The organism is Maribellus sp. CM-23, assembly GCF_021354595.1.
GTDB lineage: Bacteria > Bacteroidota > Bacteroidia > Bacteroidales > Prolixibacteraceae > Draconibacterium.
This window is the reverse complement of sequence record NZ_JADWYJ010000006.1, coordinates 34,515-59,173: the sequence shown is the minus strand read 5'-3', so window position 1 is coordinate 59,173 and position 24,659 is coordinate 34,515. Positions and strand designations below refer to the sequence as shown.

Genomic DNA, 24,659 nt, shown 5'->3' with positions numbered 1-24,659 from the left:
TTGTATTATCTGAAATTAATTTGAACCCCCACATTAAATACCTTTTGAAGCGGGTATGCCAGACCATTTCCTCCCATTTCCGGATCCCAAAGTTTGAATTTTGAGAAAGTCAACAGGTTTGTACCGCTTAAGTAAGCCCTGATTTCCATACTCTTTGCTTTTGGCAGAGTATATCCAATTTCCAACTGCTTCAAACGTAGGTATGAAGTTGTTTTCATGAAGTATGTACTTGATTGAAAATTATTTTGGTTACCAACTGAGTAAACATTGGATAATCGGGGCCATTGTGCATATAAATCCCTGTTTGATTCAGACCAGTGATTTTCAGCAATCCAACCTAACAATGCCCTGTTTCCTCCACCGGTGGGCATAAATGGGGCCATTTCATATGGATTTAACCAAAAAGAATAATGCGCTTGTCCTTGAAAAAACATAGAGAAATCAATTTTCTTGTATCCAAATGATCCGCCGAAGCCATATTGAATTTCAGGTACCTGAGGATAACCAATTGGCACAACGTCAAACTGGTTAATAACACCATCCTTATTTATATCAACATATTTAATGTCTCCTGCCATAATCTCTCCTCCCAATGCCGCTTGTGAGGCCGAGTTTGCCACCTCGTATTCGTCAATAAACAAGTGTTCCGCCACAAATCCAAAACGTTGAGAAGGAGAATGACCTATTCTTGAAATCCAGGGTGCTTTATCGGTTCCAATTTCATCATAAGTAACTACTTCAGCTGTCCCGTAAGTGAAATTACCCCGTAATAAAAACCAGATATCTTCTCCAATTCGGTCGTTGTAATCTATGGCGACCTCAACACCTGTTGCCAGGTTTTCCTGAACATTACTGTACAACTCGTAGGGTAATCCCAGTGTCGCCGGAATATTGGACCTTCTTTGCAGAATATTTTTTCTTCTCTCCCTATATATTTCCGGAACTATTGAGAGCTTGTTTTCAAAGAATCCCATCTCCAGCGCAAGATTCGCTTTATTCGTAATTTCCCAGGTAATCTCTGGGTTTCCGGGATTTCGAATATATACAGTTGGCTTACTGTATAAATCCATCTTTACGTCATTCCCCCAGAATCCTGCATGTCCCCCGTTTAAACTAACACTCGAGAGATAATAAAAACGGTTGGGGCCTCCGAGGTTATCGTTACCCACTAAGCCGTATGTTCCTCTGACTTTCAATTTCGAAAGAATATGCTGAATTCCAAGGTTCGTATAAAAGTCTTCTTTTGAAACATCCCAGCCTGCTCCAAACGAAGGGAAGAATCCAAAACGGTCGCCACTTGCAAATCGCTCAGAACCATTATATCCAAAGTTGAATTCAGTAAAATATTTCCCTTTATATGCATAAGTAAACCGGCCGGCAAGACTTAAATTACGTTTAGGTAAAGAATTTTCAAGGCCCATATAAATCGGACTGCCCTCAAGATAATCCCGTACGGTTCCTACCAGCAAACCTCCGACATCATGTTTTTCATTAAACGTACTATTATAAATAACCGACAATTCACTATATAAAGATGAGTTTACATCCTGATCACCCCCGTCATACTCAATAAATCTGCTTCCTGTTTCGGGATTAATGGGGTAAAGGATATAACCATCAGGTTCAGGAGTTAATGAGTCTTCGTAAGGATCGTAATCTCCAGGTAGTATTGTAAAATAGTATGGATTGTATGATCTTCTTAGACTAAAACTACCGAACCTCGAAACGTTCCCTATAAATCTGAGTTGCAACCCCTTAGTAATAAAATCCAAGTCCTGATGAAGTTCCAGCTGTGCTGACAAGGTACTTGCTTTATTGTCTTCATACCCGCTCATTAATCTGGCATATGGATTTATATACTGCCCGTTGTCATAATTACCAAATAATAAGTACGGAGCATATGCGAACTCTTTATCTGCCTTGTATACTGCCGGGAAAAGAACAGGGTCTGCATTTAGTGCCTGATAGTAGGTATTTCTACCATTGTTTCCCAATTCTCCAATTGGTCCCTGATAATCGTCGAAAGAACCACTTAAACGAACGTTCAGCTTCGTTTTTTCGGTTACATTGATATTTACATTAGAACGTAAAGTGTACTTCTTAAAATCAATATTTGTGTTCCACTTGTTAATGTTATCCACATTCAGAATACCATTATCCTGCGAATAAGAACCAGCAACATAATACGATGCAACTTTTCCACCACCGTTTATACTCATATTCATTCGAGTGTTAATTGCATAATCTTTGGTAAGTTCGTCTAACCAATTTGTGGCAGGATAAACATATGGGTTCCGGTTTGGATTCTGTGTTTTTTCAATTTTATCCAGTGAATAGCGGGGAGAAGCTGTAGGATTACGTGTTAAAATTGCTTCATTGAAATATTGCATATATGAGATAGGATCGGCAATATCAACACGAGTTGTAGGCATGGAAAGAGAAGTTTCGGCCCTTATGTCGATGACTGCTTCTCCTTCTTTTCCTTCCTTGGTTGTTATGAGTACAACACCGTTTCCCCCACGTGCACCATATAAGGCAGTTGCCGCAGCATCTTTAAGGATTGAGAAACTTTGAATATCATCAGGGCTTAAACGAGATAATGAACGTACATCAACTTCCACATTATCTATCAGAATTAATGGAGATTGGACATTATTACCAAATGATGCTGCATTACGTATAAAGAACTGAGCATTATCATCTCCGGGAGCACCTGTACTCTGATAAGAAATAAGCCCGGTCATCTGTCCGGATAAAGCTGTGGTAATGTTACTTGTTGGAATTGACTTAAGGTTATCCACATCCACTGTAGTTATAGATGAAATAACGCTTTCTTTCTTTTGTTTTCCAAAAGCCACAATTGTGACCTCATCCAGTTCGTCAATTTTTTCTTTCATCGTAATTTCAAACAAGGTCTCATTACCAACATCAACTACCTGTGATTCCATGCCGATAAAAGAAAAGACCAATTTGTCTGTTGGTTCTATTCCATTTATCTCAAATTCACCATCGGCGTCAGTGATAACTCCTTTTGTTGAACCAAGCACAGTAATCGTAACTCCAGGAAGAAATGCACCACTTTCATCGGAAACCTTACCTGTTACTGTTTTCCCTTTGGGTTTCTGTGCTTTCTCGCTAACTTGTTCAGGTGCCTTTTTTATTACTACCGTTTGGTTGATAATTTCATACTCATACCCAATCGGCACGATGTACTCTTCAAGAAACTTTTCAATGCGGATATTCTTCATATCTACATCAATTCTTTTTTCATTTTCAAAAAGGTCTGCACGGAAAATAAAAGAAAAGTCACTTTGCCCCTTGAACAGTTCAAACACCTCTTCAATGCTAGCATTGTTAACTTTTACAGTAAGCTTTGTTGTTTGAGAATAAGTACTGGCATTCGCTTGTATTATGAACACAAACAGAAATAAGCTTAATAACTTCATACGCAATACTAAATCATTGCCTTGCCACAAAGGCAAAACAATACGTTTTTTTTTCATAATTTTGGCTTGAGTTTTTAAATACTAATTTTAAACACTTTAAGCGGTAGATATTAGGAGTATCTATCGCTTATTTTTTCATCCATTACCGGATGCTCAATAAATAATTACATTTTTTTCTTCAATTTTAAATTTCACTTCATTGGTATTTTCTATTATGGTTAATATCTCTTCAAATTTGTCGGTGCGTTTTAGCTTTCCGTCAAAACGAAGTTGACGAGGGATATTATTTTCAAAACTATAAGTAAAATCATACCACCTTGAAAGGGTTGACATCATTTCTTCCAATGTCTCATTGTCAAAAACATAGTCTCCATCTTTCCATGCAATAAAATTTAATACGTTGACCTTTGAAACGGCCGATGTTTTGTTTGATTTATCAATCCGGCACTGAAATCCGGGTTCCAACAGAATATCCTGACCCGTTTCATCTACTTTTATTTTTACAGAACCTTCGACCAAGGTGGTTGAGATCAAATCTTCGTCGGGATATGCATTCACATTAAAAGAAGTCCCGAGAACCTCAATAACCTGACCATTTGTTACAATTCGAAAAGGACGGTCATTATGCGGAGTAACTTCAAAATATGCCTCACCTATTAATTCAACCTTTCTTTCTTTTTCTTCGAACTGAATAGGATAAGAAAGCCTTGTCTCTGCATTTAGCCATACTTTGGTTCCATCAGATAATGAGAGAAAAAATTCTCCTCCGCGAGGAATATTCAAGGTATTGTAACGCTTTGTTAGCTGCCTAAGGTCTTCTGATTTTTCAGATGATAACGCTTCGTAGTTCAATTGTTTTCCCGAACTTATGATAATTGTTCCCTTCTCCTTGAGTTTTTTATTGCTTGCTTCTTCGAGAGTGTGTCTTGACCCGTCGGATAAGATCAGAGTTGCTTTGGAACTCCCTGGTTCAATTCTTTTGACAAATTTTTCACTAATTGTTTTAGTCTGAATCTCATTAAAAAGAAAGGCTATTACGGCAATTCCAATAAAAACTGCTGCCCCCCTTGCAAAAAATCTAAGTTTTGGAAGAATAAAAAGCTGAAAATATATTTTCTTCTTAGCTGAAGAAACATCGATATCTTTTATTTCTATTTGTGATCCTGTTTCGAAATAGGAAGATGTTTTTTTATAAAATTCTTGCCTTTCCGGATGATTTTTCATCCAGGACGCCAACTCTTTTTCTTCCAAATCGTTGGTTTGCCTGTGAATTTTTTTCCAGATAATACCTACGTCCAGTTTATTTTTCATTGACATTAAGATGTTACGGATTTATGACACGTACAATCAGTCAAGGTTGACAAAAAATAAACAAATTAAAAAACAAGAATGATTTTTGTAGATTTCTGAAGCTTGTCGCGAAGTGTAGACCTGGCTCTAAACAACTGAGTTTTAACGGTTCCCTCAACGATATTTAATTCAGCAGCAATTTCTTTTAATTGTTTGCCTTCATAGTATCTTTTCTGAAATATTTCAGCCATTTGAGGAGGAAGCTCATCGACTGCATTCCTTATCATTCTGAAAATTTCAGGGTCGACTACTTCATTTTCAGCATCAGAGTTAATGAGCGATTCAATATACAGCACCTGATGTTTATCCTGTACTTTTAAATCCCGGAGTTTGTTCAGGCAAAGGTTTTTTACCGACGTAAAAAAATAAGATTTAGGTGATGATGTAATACTTAATTTATCTGAATTTGTCCAAAGGGATATAAAAAATGACTGAACAATATCTTCACAACTTTGTAAATCGTGCAAATAACCTTCCGCAAATTTTACAAGATGAGGATAATACTGCTCAAAAAGCGCCTCAAAAACATCTTGGTTATTTTTTTTGATTTTATTTAAAGTCATAAGCCGAAACAAAAGCTGACAAGGACTTTTCCATGGTTCGTTAGCTTAACAAAACTAATCTATTAATTCGAAAAATGTATTAATTCGAAAATTAAATAGGACGCAAACAGTTTTGAACAGAACAAAAGGTATAAGATAATATGGGCATACAGTTAAGTTATGCTACCGTTTTTTTTGTGGAAATCAATTCATCAGATTCAACTGGAGATAAATAATTCAATGAAGAATAACTTCGTAGAGTATGCTACCAACAATTAATGCACACTAATCACTATGACTGAATACAATAGGCAAATGTTCTAATGCAGGAATAAGCTGCTAGCCACTAGCCGCGAGTTTCTTTTCTGAACACTGAGACTGAACACTGCTCCCCCAATCCTTCAGTCCATCAGTCCTTCAATCCCTGATTACTGCGACTGAACACTGAACGCTACTCACCGCTCCCCTTTCCACTCAAGCAAACCATCCACACGGGAAATAACTTTCCGGTTGTCGATGTACCAGCGAAGCACCTCTCGCATTTTTTCGGGTTTTCCCTCCAGGCGAAAGATCAGGTCATCGAGTCTACAGGGCGATTCAAGTATTTTGGCAATCTTTTTACCGATGGCTTTGAACTCGAAAGCAGAGATTTCCATTTGTTTCATCGCTTTGCACACATCGCAAATTCCACAAGGCGCCGCATCGTCTTCCCCAAAATAATCCAGCAGAATCTGGCTCCGGCATTCCGACGAGCTTCCCGCATAATGCAGTACCGAGTCAATGCGTCCGGCATACTCTTTCTTTCGTATGTCGTAGTTCTCTTTCGAGATTTTCAGGCGGTCAATTGTCACCCTTTCCTTGCTGAAATAAATAAACGGCGTTTGGCTGCGCGGCACATAATCGATCACGTTCGATTTCCGCAAATGTTTCAGGTAATTGTAAACACTCTCCCGGTCGATTCCGGCTCGTTTGGCGAGCAATTCTTCGTCGACCGACACATAGCCGGTAAACAAACCCGTGTACGAGCGAAGCAGTAATTTTATAAAATCGTCGAAAACCGAATTCGCCACCTGGTATTTATACAATTCGTCGCGCGAAACTACAAACGATACCCGCGAAGGATTGTCCACTTCTTCTGTAAATTCGAGATAACCTTCGCGCTGCAATATTTTCAGGCTGCTGTACACCATGGCCTGCTGAAATTTGTAGGCCTGCGCGAAAGCCTGCAAGCCAAACTCGTAGGTCATTCCCTTTCCGTAGCCCACTGCCACCTGGAAATAATTGCAAAGCGCATCGTAAATACGCTTAATATTCGGGATTTCGGGAAAAGCAGTCGCAACATGCTTTTTTAGTTTTGTCCGGTCGGCATTGTTAAAAAGCAACACGGCCGCCGACTTTTTGCCATCCCGGCCCGCACGCCCGGCTTCCTGGTAATAAGCTTCCAGCGAATCGGGCGCATCGATGTGGATCACAAAACGCACGTCGGGTTTGTCGATCCCCATCCCAAAAGCATTGGTGGCCACAATCACGCGCGTTTCACCTTTCAGCCAGGCATCCTGTCGCGAACTCCGCACCAGGTTGCTTAGTCCGGCATGGTAGTAACTGGCCGATATTCTTTCTTTTTTCAGAAAATCGGCCACCTCGCGGGTCGCCTTTCGGTTGCGCACATAAATCACCCCCGAGCCTTTTACTTTCTGAAGTGTTCTTAATAAGTAGCCGTTTTTATCTTCCACCTGTCGAACGAGGTAAGCCAGGTTCTCCCGCTCAAACGACATTTTTTGCAGATTCTTCTCAGCAAATCCCAGTTTTTCCTGAATATCATCGGCCACCCGCGGAGTGGCGGTAGCTGTTAAGGCCAGCACCGGCACACCTTTCAAAGTTTTCCTTACTTCGACAATGTTGAGGTAACTCGGTCTGAAATCGTAGCCCCACTGCGAAATACAATGCGCCTCGTCAACAGCCAGCAGGTTGATGTTCATTTGCTCCAGCCGCTCCAGAAAACGTTCGGAATTCAACCTTTCGGGCGAAACATACAAAAACTTGTAATCTCCCCACACCGCACTGTCAAGGGTCAGTTTGATCTCCCGTTTCGACAAGCCGCTATGGATGGCCAGCGCTTTAATGCCTTTGCGGTTCAGGCTCTCCACCTGGTCTTTCATCAGTGCAATCAAAGGCGTCACCACCAAACACATCCCCGGCTTCGACAAGGAAAACACCTGGAAAGTCACCGACTTACCCCCGCCGGTGGGCATCAGCCCAAGCGTATCTTTTCCGCTGGCCACCGACTCTATAATCTCAAGCTGCAACGGCCTGAAATCGGGGTACCCCCAGTACTTGGTCAATATTTGATGGTATGTACTCATTCAATAGTGGGCAAAATCATCATTCGGTTAACGCATCCAAGCGAAATCTCGTGCTTGTTTTATGCAATTTAATTTTTTCTTTACTTACGAATATCACACTCAAAGTATGCATGTCCTTTAGCGGGCAAATGATCTTTCTGAATCGACGTAAGCCAATTGCCATGCTCATTTCATACAAATTAAGAAATCATTTCAGGTATTAACAATTTTTATTGTTCAAAATAATTCCACGATGAAATTAAGTGCCAGCAGTCTGCTATTTTTTTGTAGTTTTGCGCATTAAAATAATTCATAAAAAAGATTGCCATGTCGTTTATTGAAGACAAAATCCAATTTGAAGGACTCACCTTCGACGATGTTCTTTTACTTCCCGCATACTCGGAACTTTTACCACGGGAAGTTGATCTCACCTCGCACTTCACACGTAATATAATGATCAATACGCCTATTTTGTCGGCTGCTATGGATACCGTTACCGAACACAAAATGGCCATTGCAATTGCCCGTGAAGGCGGAATTGGAGTGATTCACAAAAACATGGGAATTGAGGAGCAAGCGCACCAGGTAATGACGGTTAAACGTGCCGAGAACGGTATGATCTATGACCCGATTACCATTACTGCAGAAAAGAAGGTAAAAGATGCGCTCGACCTGATGGCCAAGTACAAAATCGGAGGTATTCCGGTAGTCGACGGACATGGCTACCTGGTAGGGATTGTTACCAACCGCGACCTTCGTTTTGAAAAGAACATGGGCCGTCCGATTTCGGAAGTGATGACCAAAGACAACCTGGTTTCCACCACCGACTCCACTCACCTCGAAAAAGCAGCAGACATCCTGCAACAATACAAAATTGAGAAGCTGCCCGTAGTGGATAAAAACAACAAACTGATCGGGCTGGTAACTTACAAGGACATCACCAAAGCCAAAGACAAACCGCTGGCTTGCAAAGATGAAAAAGGCCGTTTGCGTGTGGCTGCCGGAGTTGGAATTGCCGGAGACACTATGGAACGTGTTGACGAACTGATCAAAGCGCAGGTGGATGCCTTGGTGATCGACACCGCTCACGGACATTCAAAAGGTGTGCTTGACATGCTGCAACGAATAAAATCGAAATACCCTGAGAAAGACATTGTTGCCGGAAACATTGGTACCGCCGAAGCTGCCATTGCATTGGTTAAAGCCGGTGCCGACGCGGTAAAAGTGGGTATCGGTCCCGGATCGATCTGTACCACCCGTGTAATTGCCGGTGTGGGTATTCCGCAACTTTCAGCTATTTACAATGTATCAAAAGCCATCAAAGGTTCGGGAGTTCCGATTATCGGTGACGGTGGTATCCGTTACTCAGGCGACATTGTAAAAGGATTGGCAGCCGGTGCCGATTCAATCATGGCCGGTGGCTTGTTTGCCGGCGTGGAAGAATCACCGGGCGAAACCATCCTTTTCCAGGGAAGAAAATTCAAAGCTTACCGAGGAATGGGTTCGGTGGAAGCCATGCAGCAAGGTTCGAAAGACCGCTATTTCCAGGACATGGAAGAAGACATCAAAAAACTGGTACCGGAAGGTATTGCCGCCCGCGTTCCTTTCAAAGGTTCGCTGTACGAAGTGCTTTACCAGCTGATTGGTGGTTTACGTGCCGGTATGGGTTATTGCGGTGCTCAAAACATTAAAGCATTGCAGGAAGCCAGATTCACCCGCATCTCGAATGCAGGTGTACAGGAAAGCCATCCGCACGATGTAAGTATTACGCGCGAAGCGCCCAACTACAGCAGCCGTTCTTAGGAGCGCTGCTGTAACGATATACCTGGCAGTTTGTACCGCTTAAACCTTGAATAAATGTATCGGGTTATTTTTTCATGCCTTTTAATTTTGAGTGCCGCATTTCAGTTGCGGGCACAAGATGATCAAACCCTGCTGACCATCGACGGAAAACCGGTTAGCAAGGCTGAATTCGAATACATTTATCAAAAAAACAATACCAACGTTTACGCTGATTCCGAGAAAAAAACACCGGAAGAGTACCTGCCTTTGTACATCGATTTTAAACTGAAAGTGACCGAGGCCGAAAGGCTGAAGATGGATACCAGCCGCGCGTTTATCAACGAGCTGGCAGGTTACCGCAAAGAGATTGCTGCGCACTACCTTACTGATATCAATTTTGAAGACAAACTGGTACACGAAATGTACCGGCGAATGACTCAGGAGGTAGATGCCAGTCACATCTTGCTGCGTGTTGCCGAAAATGCCTCGCCCGAACAGGAGCAAAAGGTACTCGAAAAAATCAGCACGGTTCGTCAGGAAATTCTCAACGGAAAAGATTTCGGAGAAGCGGCTGTGGAGTATTCTGAAGATCCTTCGGCCAAAGACAACAAAGGCAACCTGGGTTATTTCTCAGCTTTTACCATGGTTTATCCGTTTGAAAATGCCGCCTATTCAACACCTGTTGGCGAAATTTCGGAACCGGTTCGGAGTCAGTTCGGGTATCACCTTGTGAAAGTCAACGACATCCGCCCCAACAAAGGAGAGATTTTGGTGGCGCACATTATGAAAAGCGTGCCTGCCGATGCCAGCGAAGAAAAGAGAAATGCCCTGAAAGCACAGATCGACTCCATTTATGTGCAACTTCAAAACGGAGCCGACTTTGCCGAGCTGGCCAAAAAAGAATCCAACGACCGGCGTACAGCGGTAAAAGGAGGTGAAATGCCCCGTTTTTCAAGAGGAAGGATTATTGCGCAATTTGCCAACCCGGCCTTCGACCTAAAAAATATCGGTGATATTTCTGAACCCATCGAAACTCCGTTTGGTTATCACATTGTCAAGAAACTGGATCAATTCCCAGTGGCGCCTTTCGAGGAACTCAAAAAGGAGATTGAAACACGCATTTCGCGCGATCCGGAACGCCGCACTTCCAGCGAAAAAGTTTTTGTGGAAAGGCTGAAAAAAGATTACAACTTTTCGGAAAACAATTCATCCAAGCAATCATTGACCGGGAAAAATGTAGGTTCGGAAGATCTGCCGGCTGGTTTAGTGTTGTTTTCCATCGACCAAAGGAATTATACTACAAAGGATTTGCAAAAGTGGCTTTCTGAGCAAAAAATAAATTCGGGCCTGCTTCTTTCATACTACAACCAATGGGTGGATGCAGAGATCATCGCACTCGAAGATTCAAAACTGGAAGACAAGTACCCGGATTTCAGGTACCTGATCCAGGAATACCACGACGGTATTTTGCTGTTCAATATTTCGCAGGAAAAAATCTGGAACTTTGCCAGTGAAGATTCTGTTGGCCTACAGCAGTTCTACGGGCAACTGAAAGACAAACAAATGTGGAAAGAGCGCTTCAAAGGCAGCATTATTACCTGCAAAAGCGAGGAAGTACGGGAGCAGGCTGATAACCTGCTGGGTGCCGGCCTGAGCGTGGAAGAAGTGGCCGAACATTTAAATACCAACGGAGAAGTATTTACCTTCGAAACCGGCGCCTGGGAAGAAGGATCAAACCCGGTGGTCGATTATTATGTTTGGAACGGAAGCGAGCCCGAAAATTTTAACAGCCTCACTACCTTTATCAGAGGCGACAAAGTGGGTCCCGAGCCCAAGTTACTCGATGAAGCCCGTGGGCTTTACATTTCGGACTACCAGCAGTACCTGGAAGAAAAATGGCTAAAGGAACTCAGGGCGAGATACAAAGTAAAAGTGAACCGAAAAGTATTAAAAACGATTGAAGGTGTTTAAAACAAGCTTGCTATATGGGTTGATTTTGGGTGCGTTCGTTTTTATGAATGCCTGTTCGGAAGCGCCCCGCGAAGAACCGGTGGCACAGGTTGGCGACCGCTTTCTGTACAAATCCGACCTGCTCAAAATATTTCCCGGAAATGCCACTAAGGAAGACAGCCTTTTAATTGCTACCGACTACATCAACAAGTGGGTAAAACAGGAGTTGATGATCCAAAAAGCCAACGAGAACCTTAGCCCGGGGCAAAAAGACGTTACCCGCGAACTGGAAGAATACCGCAACTCGCTGATCATTTTCCGCTACAAAAACGAGTTGATGCAGCAGCGCATGGACACCGTGGTAACTCCCGACCAGATTGAACAATATTACGAACAAAACAAGACTACCTTTAATCTCGACCGAAGCATTGTAAAGGGTGTTTACGTGCGCATTCCGCAGGAACTGGCGAACGTGGAAGCGCTAAAAACCATGGTGCAGGATATGACCGACGAAGGCCAGAGTGTTTTGCGCGATTACTGCACGCGTTATGCGAAAAATTTTGAAATCGCCACCAACTGGATCGACTTCAAAGTGCTAAACCGGAACCTGCCGGTTCCGATCGATGAACCCGAGACTTTTTTGAGGAATAACAGCCTGAAAGAGATGACCGACGAAGATTATTATTATCTTGTCAGCATTCTCGACTACAAACTAACAAACGATTTGGCTCCCCTCGAATTTGTGGAAAACGACATAAAGAATCTAATTTTGAACCAGCGCAAGATCAAATTCCTGCGCGAAGTGGAAACCAATATCTTCAAAGAAGGAGAACGACAAAAGAAATTTAAAATTTATGATACAGCTATCAACAATGAATAAAATGCAAAAGATTTTTGGAGCGTTTTTGCTCACGTTTTTTCTAATAGGAAGCGTTGCTGCACAAGACAAAGTAATCGACCAGATTGTGGCCGTTGTGGGTGGAAACATTATTCTGAAGTCCGATATCGAGAATATGAATATTAGCCAGCAGGCACAAGGGATTACCTCGGAAGGCGATATGAAATGCGAGATTCTCGAACAATTCCTGATCAACAAACTGCTGGTTGCCGAAGCCGAACTGGATACCCTGATTACGGTTACTCCCAGCGAAGTAAACCAGCAGATGGACGGAACACTGCAAATGTACATTGCCCACTTTGGTTCGGAAAAAGCCGTGGAAGCCTACTTTAAAAAGCCGATTGCTTCGGTTAAGTCCGACATGCAGGAGTCGATCCGCGAACAGCTGCTTAGCCAGAAAATGCGCAATAAAATTGTTGAAAACGTAAGCGTTACGCCATCCGAAGTGCGTTACAATTACAGAAGCCTGACAAAGGACGAGGTTCCAACCATTCCTACTCAGTATGAATATGCTCAAGTAACCATTCAGCCCAAAATTGATTTGGAAGAAGAAAACCGCGTGAAAGCGCAACTCCGCGATATCAAAAAAAGGATTGAGAACGGTTCAAGCTTTGCTGCCATGGCGGTTATTTATTCTGAAGGTCCTTCGGCAAAAGACGGAGGCGTTATTGGTTATTCAGGGCGTGCCCAGCTGGACCCGGCCTATGCAGCAGCTGCCTTCAACCTGAAAGGCGACCAGGTTTCAAACGTGGTAAAGAGTGCTTTTGGCTACCACATCATCCAATTGGTTGACAAGCAGGGAGCCAAAGTAAATACCCGTCACATTCTGATGAAACCCAAAGTTTCGGTGGAAGCCAAGGAACAGGCCAACAACCGCCTCGACAGTCTGGCCAACATGATCCGCAAAGACGAAATCAGTTTCGACCAGGCAGCAGCCATGTTCTCTTTCGACAAAAACAGCCGCAACAACGGTGGTGTGGCGATCAATCCCAACACCATGTCATCGAAATTTGCAGTGGAAGAGCTCGACGGCGATGTAAGTAAAATTCTTACCGGGATGAACCTCAACGAAATTTCAAAACCTTTTGAAACCATCGATGCCGAAAACCAGCAAACGATTTATAAAATCATAAAGCTCACCAACCGGATTGATGCCCACAAAGCCGATCTTCAGAATGATTATCAAACGCTGGCAGAAATGTACTTACTAAAGAAAAAGGAAGATACACTGGAGAAATGGATTGCCGAGCGCCAATCGCAGACTTATATTCGTATCGACAATACTTACGCCAACTGTAACTTCAAATTTGATCACTGGATTAAGTAACACCTGAATAAAGCCCATGGAATACAAAAATGATGTTGCTGCGCTGGATGCCCTGCGCGAAAAGTTTAACGAGCTAAAAGCGGAGATTAAAAAGGTCATTTATGGCCAGGATGCAATCATTGATCAGGTGCTTGTATCGCTGTTCAGCCGGGGCCACGTGCTTTTGATCGGTGTACCGGGACTGGCAAAAACCCTGCTGGTTACTACCATCGCCAAAACGCTGGGCTTGAAATACAACCGTATTCAGTTTACTCCCGATTTAATGCCGTCGGATATTATTGGTACGGAGATCCTGAACAACGAACGCAACTTCAAATTTATACAGGGGCCTATTTTTGCCAACATTATTCTGGCCGATGAGATCAACCGTACGCCTCCCAAAACGCAGTCGGCGCTACTGGAAGCGATGCAGGAACGCGCGGTAACAGCTGCCGGACAACATTTCGACCTCGACAGGCCGTTTTTTGTACTGGCTACCCAAAACCCGATCGAACAGGAAGGAACCTATCCCCTTCCGGAAGCACAGCTCGACCGTTTTATGTTTTCGGTGTGGCTCGATTATCCCAAGCTGGAAGACGAGCTTACCATTGTAAAAAACACCACTTCTACGCTCGATGCAAAACCCAACACCGTTATTTCGGGCAAAGAGATCATGTTCTTCCAGGAACTGATCCGCAAAATACCGGTAAACGACAATGTGCTGAAATATGCAGTTACGCTGGCAGCCAAAACAAGACCGGGTACCGAAACCGCCGCCGAAGTTTCTACGCATTACCTGAAATGGGGAGCCGGGCCTAGAGCCTCGCAGTACCTCGTTCTGGGCGCGAAAACACATGCGGCACTGCACGGAAAATATTCACCCGACATAGAAGATGTGAAAGCCATCGCTCCTTCGATTCTGAGGCACAGGATCATCAAAAACTACAAGGCGGAAGCCGAAAATATTTCCATCGACGACATCATTGCGAAACTGCTTTAATGCTTACATACCGTTACATTATCACTACCATTAAAAATCCCCTGCTCCTGGTTGGCGCTGTGGGTTTATTACTGTTTTTTACGGCCCCGGTAAAGGCTCAGGAAAAAAAACGAGTGGATATTATCCAGGCAGGTTCGTTGGAACAAAGCGAAAGAATTGCCAATGCCCAACGCCTGCTCGACAATGTTATTATTAAGCACGAAAACATATTGATGTACTGCGACAGTGCCTACACCTACGAAGGCACCAACCGCGTTGATGCTTTTGGGAACGTGCACATTAACCAGGGCGACACGCTGCATCTTTATGCCCGCAAGGTTTTTTACGATGGCGACCGAAGCTTTGCGCAGGCCATCAACAACGTAAGGCTCGAGAAAAGGGAAATCACCCTCTACACCGATACGCTGGATTACGACATGAACCTCAACATCGGGTACTACAATTGCTCGGGTAAAATTGTGGACAGTACCAACACCCTGACCAGCAAAGTTGGCCAGTATTACCTGAACGAAGACATGGTACATTTTACCGACAGCGTGGTTGGGTTTAACGATAAGTACACGCTAAACAGCGAAGACATAAAATACAACACCAAAACCGAGGTTATCTATTTTTCTTCGCCTACTACCATTCAGGATTCATCCAGCACCTTGTACGCCGAAGAAGGCTGGTACAACACGCTTACCGGGGACGCCGACCTGAACAAGCTCCCAAAGATCTACAACGAAACACAGTTTATCAGTGCCGAGCAGATTACCTTCAACAAAACAAGCGGCGACACACGGGCACTCGGAAATGTATTTTTACAGGATTACGAAAACAGCAGCATCGTAAAAGGACAAAAGGTGGATTACAACGAACAGACGGAAGTGGCGCTTGTTACCGATTCGGCCGTTTTTATTTCGTACAACCAAACCGATAGTTTGTACCTGCATGCCGACACTTTGCGCACCATGCCCGATACGATAGAAGGTGAAAACATTGTGAAAGCCTATTACAGCGTTCGGTTTTACCGGAGCGATGTACAGGGCGTTTGCGATTCGATGATCTATTTTACCAAAGATTCAACGGTGGAACTGCACAACAACCCGGTTTTGTGGTCGGGCATCCAACAGTTAAGCGCCGAAAACATTAAAATGATACAACACACCAATGCGCCCGACGAATTGCGTTTGTATTCCAACAGCTTTATTATTTCGGAACAGGACACCGGCATGTTCGACCAGATTAAGGGCAAAAACATGGTGGGCTATGTAAAAAACGGGCAGCTCGATTACATTGATGTGGATGGAAACGGCCAGACCCTTTATTACGCCAGGGAAAAAGCAGAAATAATAGGTTTGAACCGGGCCGAAAGCAGTAACATTTCCATTCGTTTTCAGGACGGAAAGATCCACAAAATTGCCTTCCAGAAACAACCCGAAGGAGAACTGACTCCTTTGGCCGATGTTACGGAGAACAACAAGAAGCTTTCAAATTTTAACTGGCAGATCGAATTAAGGCCGGTTTCGAAAGACGATATATTTCGTAAAACAGAAAAGGTAAAACCCGTAGTGGAGGAGCCCAAAAGAGCGAATGCCAAAGCGCCAACAGGACCGGGGGTACGGTAGAAACGCCTCAATTGTTACTTAAAAGTTCAGAGCTACGTTTCATCCGATTGTTAAATCCTGTTATCTGATTATTCGGCGATCATTTTCATCTTGCTACCTAAAAGTACTGGTTAGATGTTGATCGCATGCAAAAATAATTATGATAACAAACAGGCAATCAATCGGATAAAAAGCCAGATCTTCCAACACGTTCAGTTTAAAACTCATTCTTTGGTACCCGAAAGATCCATCTATCCTTCAGATAAAAAACAGAGTTTGCAGTATTAATCTTAACTTTTCTCACAAAAAAGCAGGTTTTATTTTCATTTTAAAAAAATATTTTGATATTTGCAGGAAATCGTAAGAAAACGACATGAGATTCAACATTTCCATTATTAGCATTCTTCTTGGTATTCTTCTTCTAACAAGGCAGAAATGAGAATGGTATGTTGATAAACGATATTGGATAAGTAAAGCCATTCTCAAGTAAGAGGGTGGCTTTTTTCATGTTGAAAGATGAAAGTTGAAAGTCAGAAGACAAAAGCTTGAAAAACTTGTAGCTTGAGACTTCAGCAAAAAAAAAGGAAATAATAACTGATAAATAAATTAAAATGAGCGACAGACTGTACATTTTCGACACAACATTGAGGGACGGAGAACAGGTCCCGGGGTGTCAGTTGAATACGGTAGAAAAGATTGAAGTTGCCAAAGCATTGCAGGAATTAGGTGTAGACGTAATTGAAGCCGGATTCCCTATTTCCAGCCCGGGCGATTTCGAATCGGTAGTAGAGATTTCAAAAGCGGTTACCTGGCCCACCATTTGTGCCCTTACCCGCGCAGTTCAGAAAGACATTGATGTAGCCGCCGAATCGCTAAAATACGCGAAAAAAGGTCGTATCCACACCGGAATCGGAACATCGGATTTTCATATTTACCACAAACTCAACTCCAACCCCGAAGAGATTATTGAACGCGCTGTGGAAGCCGTGAAATATGCAAAAAAGTACGTTGAAGATGTAGAGTTTTATGCCGAAGATGCCGGTCGCACGGGTAACGAATACCTGGCCCGTGTTATTGAAGCGGTTATTAAAGCGGGTGCCACCGTGGTAAACATTCCGGATACCACCGGCTATACCCTGCCCCAGGATTTTGGTGCAAAAATCAAATACCTGGTCGACAACGTACCTAACATCCACAAAGCAGTTATTTCAACCCACTGCCACAACGATTTGGGAATGGCCACTGCCAACACCATTTCGGGTATTATGAACGGTGCCCGCCAGGCCGAAGTGACCATTAACGGGATTGGCGAACGCGCCGGTAACACGTCGTTGGAAGAAGTGGTAATGACGCTGAAAACCCACTACCAGGCCTTGCAGATAGAAACCGGTGTAAACACCAAACAGATCTATCAGACCAGCCGTTTGGTTTCAACCTTGATGAACATGCCGGTACAACCCAACAAAGCAGTGGTGGGTAGAAACGCCTTTGCGCATTCATCGGGCATTCACCAGGACGGAGTGTTAAAAAACCGGGAGAATTACGAGATCATGGACCCGACCGACGTAGGTATCAACGAATCGGCCATTTTGCTGACAGCAAGAAGCGGGCGCGCGGCATTGAAACACCGCCTGGAATTGTTGGGCTTTCAGTTAACCAAAGAAAAACTGGATGAAGTGTACGACGAGTTCCTGAAACTGGCCGACAAGAAAAAAGACATACGTGACGATGATATCGCATTACTGGTTGGAGATGCTACCCGCAAAGAACACCGCATCAAGCTGAATTACCTGCAGGTGATTTCCGGCAAAAGTCTGAAACCGATGGCATCAGTAGTTTTGGATATTGCCGGTGAAAAGTTCGATGCCACATCAGCAGGTAACGGACCGGTAGACGCAGCCATTTCAGCTGTTAAAAAGATCATTCACCGCCAGGTAGTGATCGAAGAGTTCCTGGTACAGGCCATTACCCGCGGTAGCGACGACATTGGTAAAGTGCACATGCAGGTGGAATACCAGGATTCGGTTTACCATGGCTTTGGTGCACACACCGATATTATCACGGCTTCGGTGGAAGCTTTCCTAGATGCCATTAATAAATTGCCGGTAGGAGAATAAGTTCAGAGTTTAAAGTTTAGAGTTCAAAGAATAAAAATTATACGGAGATACTAGTTCTGAATCAGAATCGAACATCCGATATCCAGTATCAAGTATCAAGAATCCAGTATCAAGATTATGGAAGCAAAAACATTATTTGATAAGATTTGGGACGCACATGTGGTGAAAAAGGTTGAAGGTGGCCCCAATGTATTGTACATCGACCGCCATCTGATCCACGAAGTTACCAGCCCGGTTGCGTTTTTAGGCTTGAAAAACCGGGGACTGAAAGTGTTTCGCCCGGACAAAACCACGGCTACGCCCGACCACAACGTTCCTACCCAGGATCAGCATCTTTCCATTAAAGATGAGTTGTCGCGCAACCAGGTGGAAAAACTGAAACAGAACTGCGCCGAGCATGGCATCGTTTACCACGATTTGCAGTCGGAAGGACACGGTATCGTTCACATCATCGGCCCGGAAATGGGACTTACCCAACCCGGCATGACGATTGTTTGCGGCGATAGCCACACCTCTACCCACGGAGCCTTTGGCGCCATCGCCTTTGGTATCGGAACCAGTGAGGTGGAAATGGTATTTGCCAGTCAGTGTATCATGCAGCCCAAACCGAAAAAAATGCGCATAACCGTAAACGGCGAATTGGGAAAAGGCGTGACTGCAAAAGACATCGCGCTTTACATCATTTCAAAAATTTCGACCAGCGGCGGAACAGGACACTTTATTGAATACGCAGGTTCGGCCATTACCGGACTGAGCATGGAAGGTCGTATGACCCTTTGCAACCTGAGTATTGAAAGTGGTGCCCGCGGCGGAATGATCGCCCCTGACGAAACCACTTTTGCCTACGTAAAAGGTCGTCAGTTTGCCCCAAAAGGCGAAGAATGGGAAAGTGCCGTTGCAAAATGGAAAGAACTGAAATCGGACGAAGGAGCGGTATTCGACACAGAATACGTTTACGATGCAGCCGATATTGAGCCGATGATTACCTACGGAACCAACCCGGGAATGGGTGTTGGTGTGACTCAGAGCATCCCGACTTCGGAAGGAATGGAAGGAACGGATAAAACAACCTACATCAAATCGTTGCAGTACATGGGCTACCACGAAGGTGACTCGATGAAAGGCAAAACGGTTGACTATGTATTCTTGGGCAGCTGTACCAATGGCCGAATTGAAGACTTCAGGGCTTTTGCCGAATTTGTAAAAGGCAAGCAGAAAGCTCCGGGAGTGGATGCATGGCTGGTACCGGGATCAAAACGCGTGGAAAACCAGATCAGGGAAGAAGGTTTGACTGAAATTCTGGAAGCTGCCGGTTTTGAGCTGCGTCAGCCCGGATGTTCAGCCTGTCTGGCCATGAACGAAGACAAAATTCCCGAAGGAAAATACGCGGTATCCACCACCAACCGGAACTTTGAAGGTCGCCAGGGACCGGGCTCCAGAACCATGCTGGCCAGTCCGCTTACCGCCGCTGCCGCCGCAGTTACCGGAGTTGTAACCGACCCGAGAGAAATGTTATAAATGGAAGATTGGAATCTTGAGGATTAGAGAATTAGAATACCAGAACATTAGCATAGAAAAGCGAATTAAGATGAACGAACTAGCTGAATTTAAGGAACACATGAAAACGCGAACCAAAAAGTTTGCGCACGACTGTGTGAAACTTACGCTCAGCTTTCCGAATAATCCGCTTGGCAAACATGTTCAGAATCAATTAATCAGATCTTCAACCTCTGTTGCGGCAAATTACAGGGCTTCCTGTGTTGCACAAACGATTCCTTCCGTAATTGCAAAAATGAGTATTTCGATTGAAGAAGCTGACGAAAGTGAATTCTGGCTGGAGTTTGCAAAAGACGAACATCTTTGTGGCGAGAATGAATGTTTTCCATTGTTTAGGGAAGCACATGAAATCACCTCAATATTGATTAAATCACGTCAAACGCTTCAAAAGAAATTCTAATATTCTAATATTCAGACATTCAAATATTAAAAAATGGCTTACGATAAATTTTCAGTAATCAATACACCGGCAGTGCCGCTACCAATCGAGAATGTGGACACTGACCAGATTATTCCCGCACGTTTCCTGAAAGCTGTGGAACGCAAGGGATTTGGAGATAACTTGTTCCGCGACTGGCGCTACGAAAAAGACGGAACACCCAAAGTAGATTTTCCGTTGAACAACACAAAGTATTCAGGAAAAATACTGGTTGGAGGCAAGAACTTCGGAAGTGGTTCGAGCCGCGAGCACGCAGCATGGGCAATTTACGACTATGGTTTCCGCGTGGTGGTTTCCAGCTTTTTTGCCGATATTTTTAAAGGCAACGCCCTGAACAACGGACTATTACCGGTTGTTGTTACTCCGGAATTCCTTCAAAAAATATTTGATGCCATCGAAAAAGAGGCGACAACAACTTTTGAGGTGGATCTCGAAAAACAAACTTTTACAATTACAGCGACAGGAGAATCGACCGAATTTGAGATCAATCCGTATAAAAAACACTGTTTACAAAACGGTTTGGACGACATCGATTACCTGGTGGCAATGAAAGACGAGATCGCTGTATTTGAAACAAATTAAAGGCTGTCATTTCGAACTTCGAGACTGAAGGTGAGAGATCTTTACGAAACAGATTTCCCGTTTCCGTCAACCGGCGGATCCTCGAAATGACAGGCAAAAGAAACAGACAGGAAAATGACAGGAAAGACAGTGGAAGTGTTAGGGAAGCAGCTCATTATTATGGATACCACTTTGCGTGATGGTGAGCAAACCTCCGGGGTGTCGTTCAGCGAACACGAAAAGCTGAGCGTTGCCAGGGTGCTGCTTGAAGACGTGAGAGTGGACCGCATTGAAATTGCGTCGGCACGTGTGTCGGAAGGCGAATTTAAAGGAACTCAACGCGTAATGAAGTGGGCTGCCCAGAAAGGCCACCTCGAGAAAATTGAGGTGCTGGGCTTTGTCGACGGCAAAGTATCGCTTCAGTGGATTGCCGATGCCGGCGGAAAAGTAATCAACCTGCTTTGCAAAGGTTCTTACAAACATGTGACCGAGCAGCTTCGAAAAACACCCGAAGAACACCTAAACGATGTTCGGAAAGTAATTGCCAACGCCAACGAGATGGGCATCAGGGTGAATATCTACCTGGAAGACTGGTCGAACGGAATGCGCAGCTCGAAAGACTATGTTCATTTTATGATTTCGGCCCTGCAAGAGGAACAGGTCGGACGAATTATGCTACCCGATACTTTGGGTATTCTTGATCCGGACGAAACCTACGACTTTTGTCTGGAAATGATTGAAGCCTACCCTGACGTTGACTTTGATTTTCATGCCCACAACGATTACGACCTGGCCATTGCCAATGTTTTCCATGCCTTAAAGGCCGGAATCCGCTGTGTACATACCACGGTGAACGGTTTGGGTGAACGGGCCGGAAATGCACCTTTATCAAGCGTAATTGCAACCATAAAGGATCATTTAAAAATGAAAACCAATGTAAACGAAACCCAGCTGAACAAGATTTCCAAGTTGGTGGAATCGTTTTCCGGAATTCGCATCCCCACGAATAAACCGTTAATAGGGGAATTTGTGTTCACCCAATGCAGTGGGATACATGCCGACGGCGACAGCAAAAACAACCTGTATTTCAACGATCTTTTGCCCGAACGTTTTGGCCGAATCCGCCAGTACGCACTCGGAAAAACATCGGGCAAGGCCAACATAAAAAAGAACCTGGATGAACTGGGAATTGAGCTGGATGCTGAATCATTGAAAAAAGTGACCAACCGGATCATCGAGCTGGCCGACGAAAAGGAATCAATCACCAACGAAGACCTTCCGTACATTGTTTCCGATGTGCTTCACAGCGACCTGGTGGAACAAAAAGTGAAGGTAGTGAATTACTCCATCACCTACACCATGGGGCTTCGGCCGGTTGCCAATGTGGCGCTGGAAATCGACGGGAAAGAGTACGAGGAATACAGCGATGGAGACGGTCAGTACGACGCCTTTGTAAAAGCGCTCCGAAGAATCTACCAACGTCTGGGCAAATCGTTCCCCAAACTGGTAGATTACGTGGTTACCATTCCGCCCGGCGGACATACCGACGCTCTTGTGGAGACCGTCATTACCTGGCAGAACAACCGCGAATTCAAAACCAAGGGGCTGGATCCGGACCAGAATGCTGCGGCGATTAAAGCCACCATCCGCATGCTGAACATCATTGAAAATGAGTTCAAACCGGAAATGTTAGATAAAATAGTTAGTACAAATTCATAAAAACCAGATGAACCGGAGTCCTAAAAACGGGACTTCGGGAACTTCGATGATCTGCTGCAAAAGCATCGCTGATCGTCGTTAATTATTAATCACATGAAACTAAACATTGCAATACTTCCCGGAGACGGGATCGGGCCTGAAATAGTAGAACAGGCAATGAAATCGGTGAAAGCAATTGCGCAGAAATTTAATCACAAACTTGAATACCAATACGGATTAACCGGTGCCGCTGCCATCGATCAGGTGGGTGATCCCTACCCTGCTGAAACGCACGATTTGTGCATGAAATCAGACGCTGTTCTTTTTGGAGCCATTGGCGATCCAAAATTCGACAACAACCCGAAGGCACCTGTGCGCCCGGAACAAGGTTTGCTGGCCATGCGCAAAAAACTGGGTTTGTACGCCAACATTCGCCCGGTAGAGACTTTTGAGTCCTTACTGCATAAATCGCCTTTGCGCCGCGAATTGGTGGAAGGAGCTGATTTTGTTTGTATTCGCGAGTTAACCGGAGGAATGTACTTTGGCGAAAAAGGCCGTAAAGACAATGGAAATACCGCATTCGACACTTGTATTTATACGCGTGAGGAAGTTGAGCGTATTTTAAAACTGGGGTACGAATTTGCTGCTAAACGTAATAAAAAGCTTACTGTTGTTGACAAAGCCAACGTATTGGAAAGCTCGCGTTTGTGGCGTGAAGTTGCCCAGGAAATGGCTCCCAATTATCCTGATATCAAAACGGAATACATGTTTGTGGATAATGCTGCCATGCAGATCATTCAGTGGCCCAAAAATTTCGATGTAATGGTAACTGAGAACATGTTTGGCGATATCCTTACCGACGAGGCAAGTGTGATCACCGGTTCGCTGGGATTGTTGCCTTCTGCATCGGTTGGTATTCACACCTCTGTTTTCGAACCCATTCACGGTTCATATCCGCAGGCTGCAGGGAAAGACATTGCCAACCCGATTGCCACCATCCTTTCGGCTGCCATGATGTTTGAATATGCTTTCAACCTGAAAGAAGAAGGAAAACTGATCCGCGATGCGGTGGCTGCTTCAATGAAAGAAGGCTTTGTTACCGAAGACATTGCTGGAGGGCCGGCTTACAAAACTTCACAGGTGGGCGACTGGATTGCACACTGGATCGAAAAAAATTAAGGAAATTAAATCTCCGATACAGAGAACCGTTCTTCAACAGAGCGGTTTTTTTATCTAACAGTCAACATTCTTCTATTTCTCAATATCCCGGTATTCAAAAACAACATTAACCGGTCCCTGTCCCGAAAAACGGACATTATTCATTACCGCTTTTACCGGTAAACCTTCTACATTGTATTCATACGATATCTTGTACTCGGGCGGTAAACTGCTCATTATAATATTGGAATACGATGAATAAACCGGATTATTAACCTGTTTAATATCGGCATTCTGGGTAAAATTGTATCCATTCAACATGCTTAAACCGGAAACAGCATGGGGGTTGTTTTTGGTATCGTATTTGAATTTAATTTCGATCATGTTTATATCCGCCCCGTCAGCCGGACGTACTATTTTTTCCAATGTATTCCCACGTGCGTCGTATTTATAACTTATAAAGTGCAACACCTCTCCTTCCGTAGAATATTCAATTCCCTTGCTTATTTTTCCATTCTTGTACCTGTATTCCGTCTTTGTATTCCATTCATTGTTGCTGTCTTGAGATTTATAATGAACAATCTGTTCAGTCAAGAAGCCGGACGAATTATATGAATAAGTAGTTACATAATCTCCACTTACCTTTTTAACCAACTGTCCCTCATCATTGTAATAAAATGAATCCGTAAAAACCAGGTCTTCCGGGAAAATGGTTTGTATCTCCACCAGGCGGTTTTGGTTATCGTATTTAAAATTGGTACTGTATTCGGTATCGCCATCTATTCTGGTTACTGACATGAGGAGCTTGTCCACATCAGGATAATCGTAGGTAAAATCATCTTTTTTGCAGGAGGTCACAAACAAAGTCCCCGAGAATACGATCAAGATTAGCTTTTTCATAAATAATGGTTTTTAATCACTTAG

17 protein-coding genes are annotated in these 24,659 nt (G+C 43.8%); 12 read left to right on the top strand and 5 right to left on the bottom strand.

Annotated features, from left to right (window positions below):
* Nucleotides 1-5: 5 nt before the first annotated feature.
* From INQ51_RS18965 to INQ51_RS18950, 4 genes are all read right to left on the bottom strand, one after another.
* Nucleotides 6-3,503: a SusC/RagA family TonB-linked outer membrane protein gene (locus INQ51_RS18965; protein WP_233379527.1), complete on the bottom strand. Its 3,498-nt coding sequence runs from the start codon at nt 3,501-3,503 to the stop codon at nt 6-8.
* A gap of 96 nt (nt 3,504-3,599) precedes the next feature.
* Nucleotides 3,600-4,757 carry a FecR family protein gene (locus INQ51_RS18960; protein ID WP_233379526.1) on the bottom strand — a complete coding sequence of 386 codons (1,158 nt, stop codon included), beginning with the start codon at nt 4,755-4,757 and terminating at the stop codon, nt 3,600-3,602.
* Between the two features lie 65 nt (nt 4,758-4,822).
* Nucleotides 4,823-5,359: an RNA polymerase sigma factor gene (locus INQ51_RS18955; protein WP_233379525.1), complete on the bottom strand. Its 537-nt coding sequence runs from the start codon at nt 5,357-5,359 to the stop codon at nt 4,823-4,825.
* Nucleotides 5,360-5,793: 434 nt separating this feature from the next.
* Entirely contained in the window at nt 5,794-7,701 is a 1,908-nt protein-coding gene (locus tag INQ51_RS18950; protein ID WP_233379524.1) for an ATP-dependent DNA helicase RecQ, read from the bottom strand.
* Nucleotides 7,702-8,007: 306 nt separating this feature from the next.
* Here INQ51_RS18950 and guaB point away from each other — a divergent pair, with 306 nt between their 5' ends.
* From guaB to leuB, 12 genes are all read left to right on the top strand, one after another.
* A complete protein-coding gene (gene guaB, locus INQ51_RS18945) occupies nt 8,008-9,483 on the top strand; it encodes an IMP dehydrogenase (protein ID WP_233379523.1) in 1,476 nt (491 codons plus the stop codon).
* 54 nt (nt 9,484-9,537) lie between these two features.
* Entirely contained in the window at nt 9,538-11,433 is a 1,896-nt protein-coding gene (locus INQ51_RS18940) for a peptidylprolyl isomerase (protein WP_233379522.1), read from the top strand.
* On the top strand, nt 11,426-12,292 hold the full coding sequence (locus INQ51_RS18935) for a hypothetical protein (protein WP_233379521.1): 867 nt from the start codon (nt 11,426-11,428) through the stop codon (nt 12,290-12,292). Before INQ51_RS18940 ends, INQ51_RS18935 begins: the two co-directional genes overlap by 8 nt.
* A gap of 1 nt (nt 12,293) precedes the next feature.
* On the top strand, nt 12,294-13,637 hold the full coding sequence (locus tag INQ51_RS18930) for a peptidylprolyl isomerase (RefSeq protein WP_233379520.1): 1,344 nt from the start codon (nt 12,294-12,296) through the stop codon (nt 13,635-13,637).
* Between the two features lie 16 nt (nt 13,638-13,653).
* Nucleotides 13,654-14,616, top strand: a complete 963-nt coding sequence (locus INQ51_RS18925) for an AAA family ATPase (protein ID WP_233379519.1) — start codon at nt 13,654-13,656, stop codon at nt 14,614-14,616.
* Nucleotides 14,616-16,226, top strand: a complete 1,611-nt coding sequence (locus tag INQ51_RS18920) for an OstA-like protein (protein ID WP_233379518.1) — start codon at nt 14,616-14,618, stop codon at nt 16,224-16,226. The genes INQ51_RS18925 and INQ51_RS18920 overlap by 1 nt, the downstream gene beginning before the upstream one ends.
* 590 nt (nt 16,227-16,816) lie before the next feature.
* A complete protein-coding gene (locus INQ51_RS18915; RefSeq protein WP_233379517.1) occupies nt 16,817-18,322 on the top strand; it encodes a 2-isopropylmalate synthase in 1,506 nt (501 codons plus the stop codon).
* A 117-nt stretch (nt 18,323-18,439) separates the two neighbouring features.
* Nucleotides 18,440-19,840: a 3-isopropylmalate dehydratase large subunit gene (gene leuC / locus INQ51_RS18910; protein ID WP_233379516.1), complete on the top strand. Its 1,401-nt coding sequence runs from the start codon at nt 18,440-18,442 to the stop codon at nt 19,838-19,840.
* A gap of 70 nt (nt 19,841-19,910) precedes the next feature.
* Nucleotides 19,911-20,279: a four helix bundle protein gene (locus INQ51_RS18905; RefSeq protein ID WP_233379515.1), complete on the top strand. Its 369-nt coding sequence runs from the start codon at nt 19,911-19,913 to the stop codon at nt 20,277-20,279.
* A gap of 33 nt (nt 20,280-20,312) precedes the next feature.
* A complete protein-coding gene (leuD, locus tag INQ51_RS18900) occupies nt 20,313-20,900 on the top strand; it encodes a 3-isopropylmalate dehydratase small subunit (RefSeq protein WP_233379514.1) in 588 nt (195 codons plus the stop codon).
* A gap of 114 nt (nt 20,901-21,014) precedes the next feature.
* Nucleotides 21,015-22,598 (top strand): alpha-isopropylmalate synthase regulatory domain-containing protein, encoded by a 1,584-nt coding sequence (locus tag INQ51_RS18895; protein ID WP_233379513.1) that lies wholly within the window; start codon nt 21,015-21,017, stop codon nt 22,596-22,598.
* A 93-nt stretch (nt 22,599-22,691) separates the two neighbouring features.
* A complete protein-coding gene (gene leuB, locus INQ51_RS18890) occupies nt 22,692-23,756 on the top strand; it encodes a 3-isopropylmalate dehydrogenase (protein ID WP_233379512.1) in 1,065 nt (354 codons plus the stop codon).
* Nucleotides 23,757-23,828: 72 nt separating this feature from the next.
* On the opposite strand, the gene INQ51_RS18885 is transcribed toward leuB, so the two are convergent.
* Entirely contained in the window at nt 23,829-24,635 is an 807-nt protein-coding gene (locus tag INQ51_RS18885; RefSeq protein ID WP_233379511.1) for a hypothetical protein, read from the bottom strand.
* Between the last annotated feature and the right edge of the window lie 24 nt (nt 24,636-24,659).

Excerpts from the sequence above, each read along its gene's own strand:
- INQ51_RS18965 (WP_233379527.1), bottom strand. The coding sequence starts at position 3,503 with ATGAAAAAAAAACGTATTGTTTTGCCTTTGTGGCAAGGCAATGATTTA.
- INQ51_RS18960 (WP_233379526.1), bottom strand. The coding sequence starts at position 4,757 with ATGAAAAATAAACTGGACGTAGGTATTATCTGGAAAAAAATTCACAGG.
- INQ51_RS18955 (WP_233379525.1), bottom strand. The coding sequence starts at position 5,359 with ATGACTTTAAATAAAATCAAAAAAAATAACCAAGATGTTTTTGAGGCG.
- INQ51_RS18950 (WP_233379524.1), bottom strand. The coding sequence starts at position 7,701 with ATGAGTACATACCATCAAATATTGACCAAGTACTGGGGGTACCCCGAT.
- guaB (WP_233379523.1), top strand. The coding sequence starts at position 8,008 with ATGTCGTTTATTGAAGACAAAATCCAATTTGAAGGACTCACCTTCGAC.
- INQ51_RS18940 (WP_233379522.1), top strand. The coding sequence starts at position 9,538 with ATGTATCGGGTTATTTTTTCATGCCTTTTAATTTTGAGTGCCGCATTT.
- INQ51_RS18930 (WP_233379520.1), top strand. The coding sequence starts at position 12,294 with ATGCAAAAGATTTTTGGAGCGTTTTTGCTCACGTTTTTTCTAATAGGA.
- INQ51_RS18925 (WP_233379519.1), top strand. The coding sequence starts at position 13,654 with ATGGAATACAAAAATGATGTTGCTGCGCTGGATGCCCTGCGCGAAAAG.
- INQ51_RS18920 (WP_233379518.1), top strand. The coding sequence starts at position 14,616 with ATGCTTACATACCGTTACATTATCACTACCATTAAAAATCCCCTGCTC.
- INQ51_RS18915 (WP_233379517.1), top strand. The coding sequence starts at position 16,817 with ATGAGCGACAGACTGTACATTTTCGACACAACATTGAGGGACGGAGAA.
- leuC (WP_233379516.1), top strand. The coding sequence starts at position 18,440 with ATGGAAGCAAAAACATTATTTGATAAGATTTGGGACGCACATGTGGTG.
- INQ51_RS18905 (WP_233379515.1), top strand. The coding sequence starts at position 19,911 with ATGAACGAACTAGCTGAATTTAAGGAACACATGAAAACGCGAACCAAA.
- leuD (WP_233379514.1), top strand. The coding sequence starts at position 20,313 with ATGGCTTACGATAAATTTTCAGTAATCAATACACCGGCAGTGCCGCTA.
- INQ51_RS18895 (WP_233379513.1), top strand. The coding sequence starts at position 21,015 with ATGACAGGAAAGACAGTGGAAGTGTTAGGGAAGCAGCTCATTATTATG.
- leuB (WP_233379512.1), top strand. The coding sequence starts at position 22,692 with ATGAAACTAAACATTGCAATACTTCCCGGAGACGGGATCGGGCCTGAA.
- INQ51_RS18885 (WP_233379511.1), bottom strand. The coding sequence starts at position 24,635 with ATGAAAAAGCTAATCTTGATCGTATTCTCGGGGACTTTGTTTGTGACC.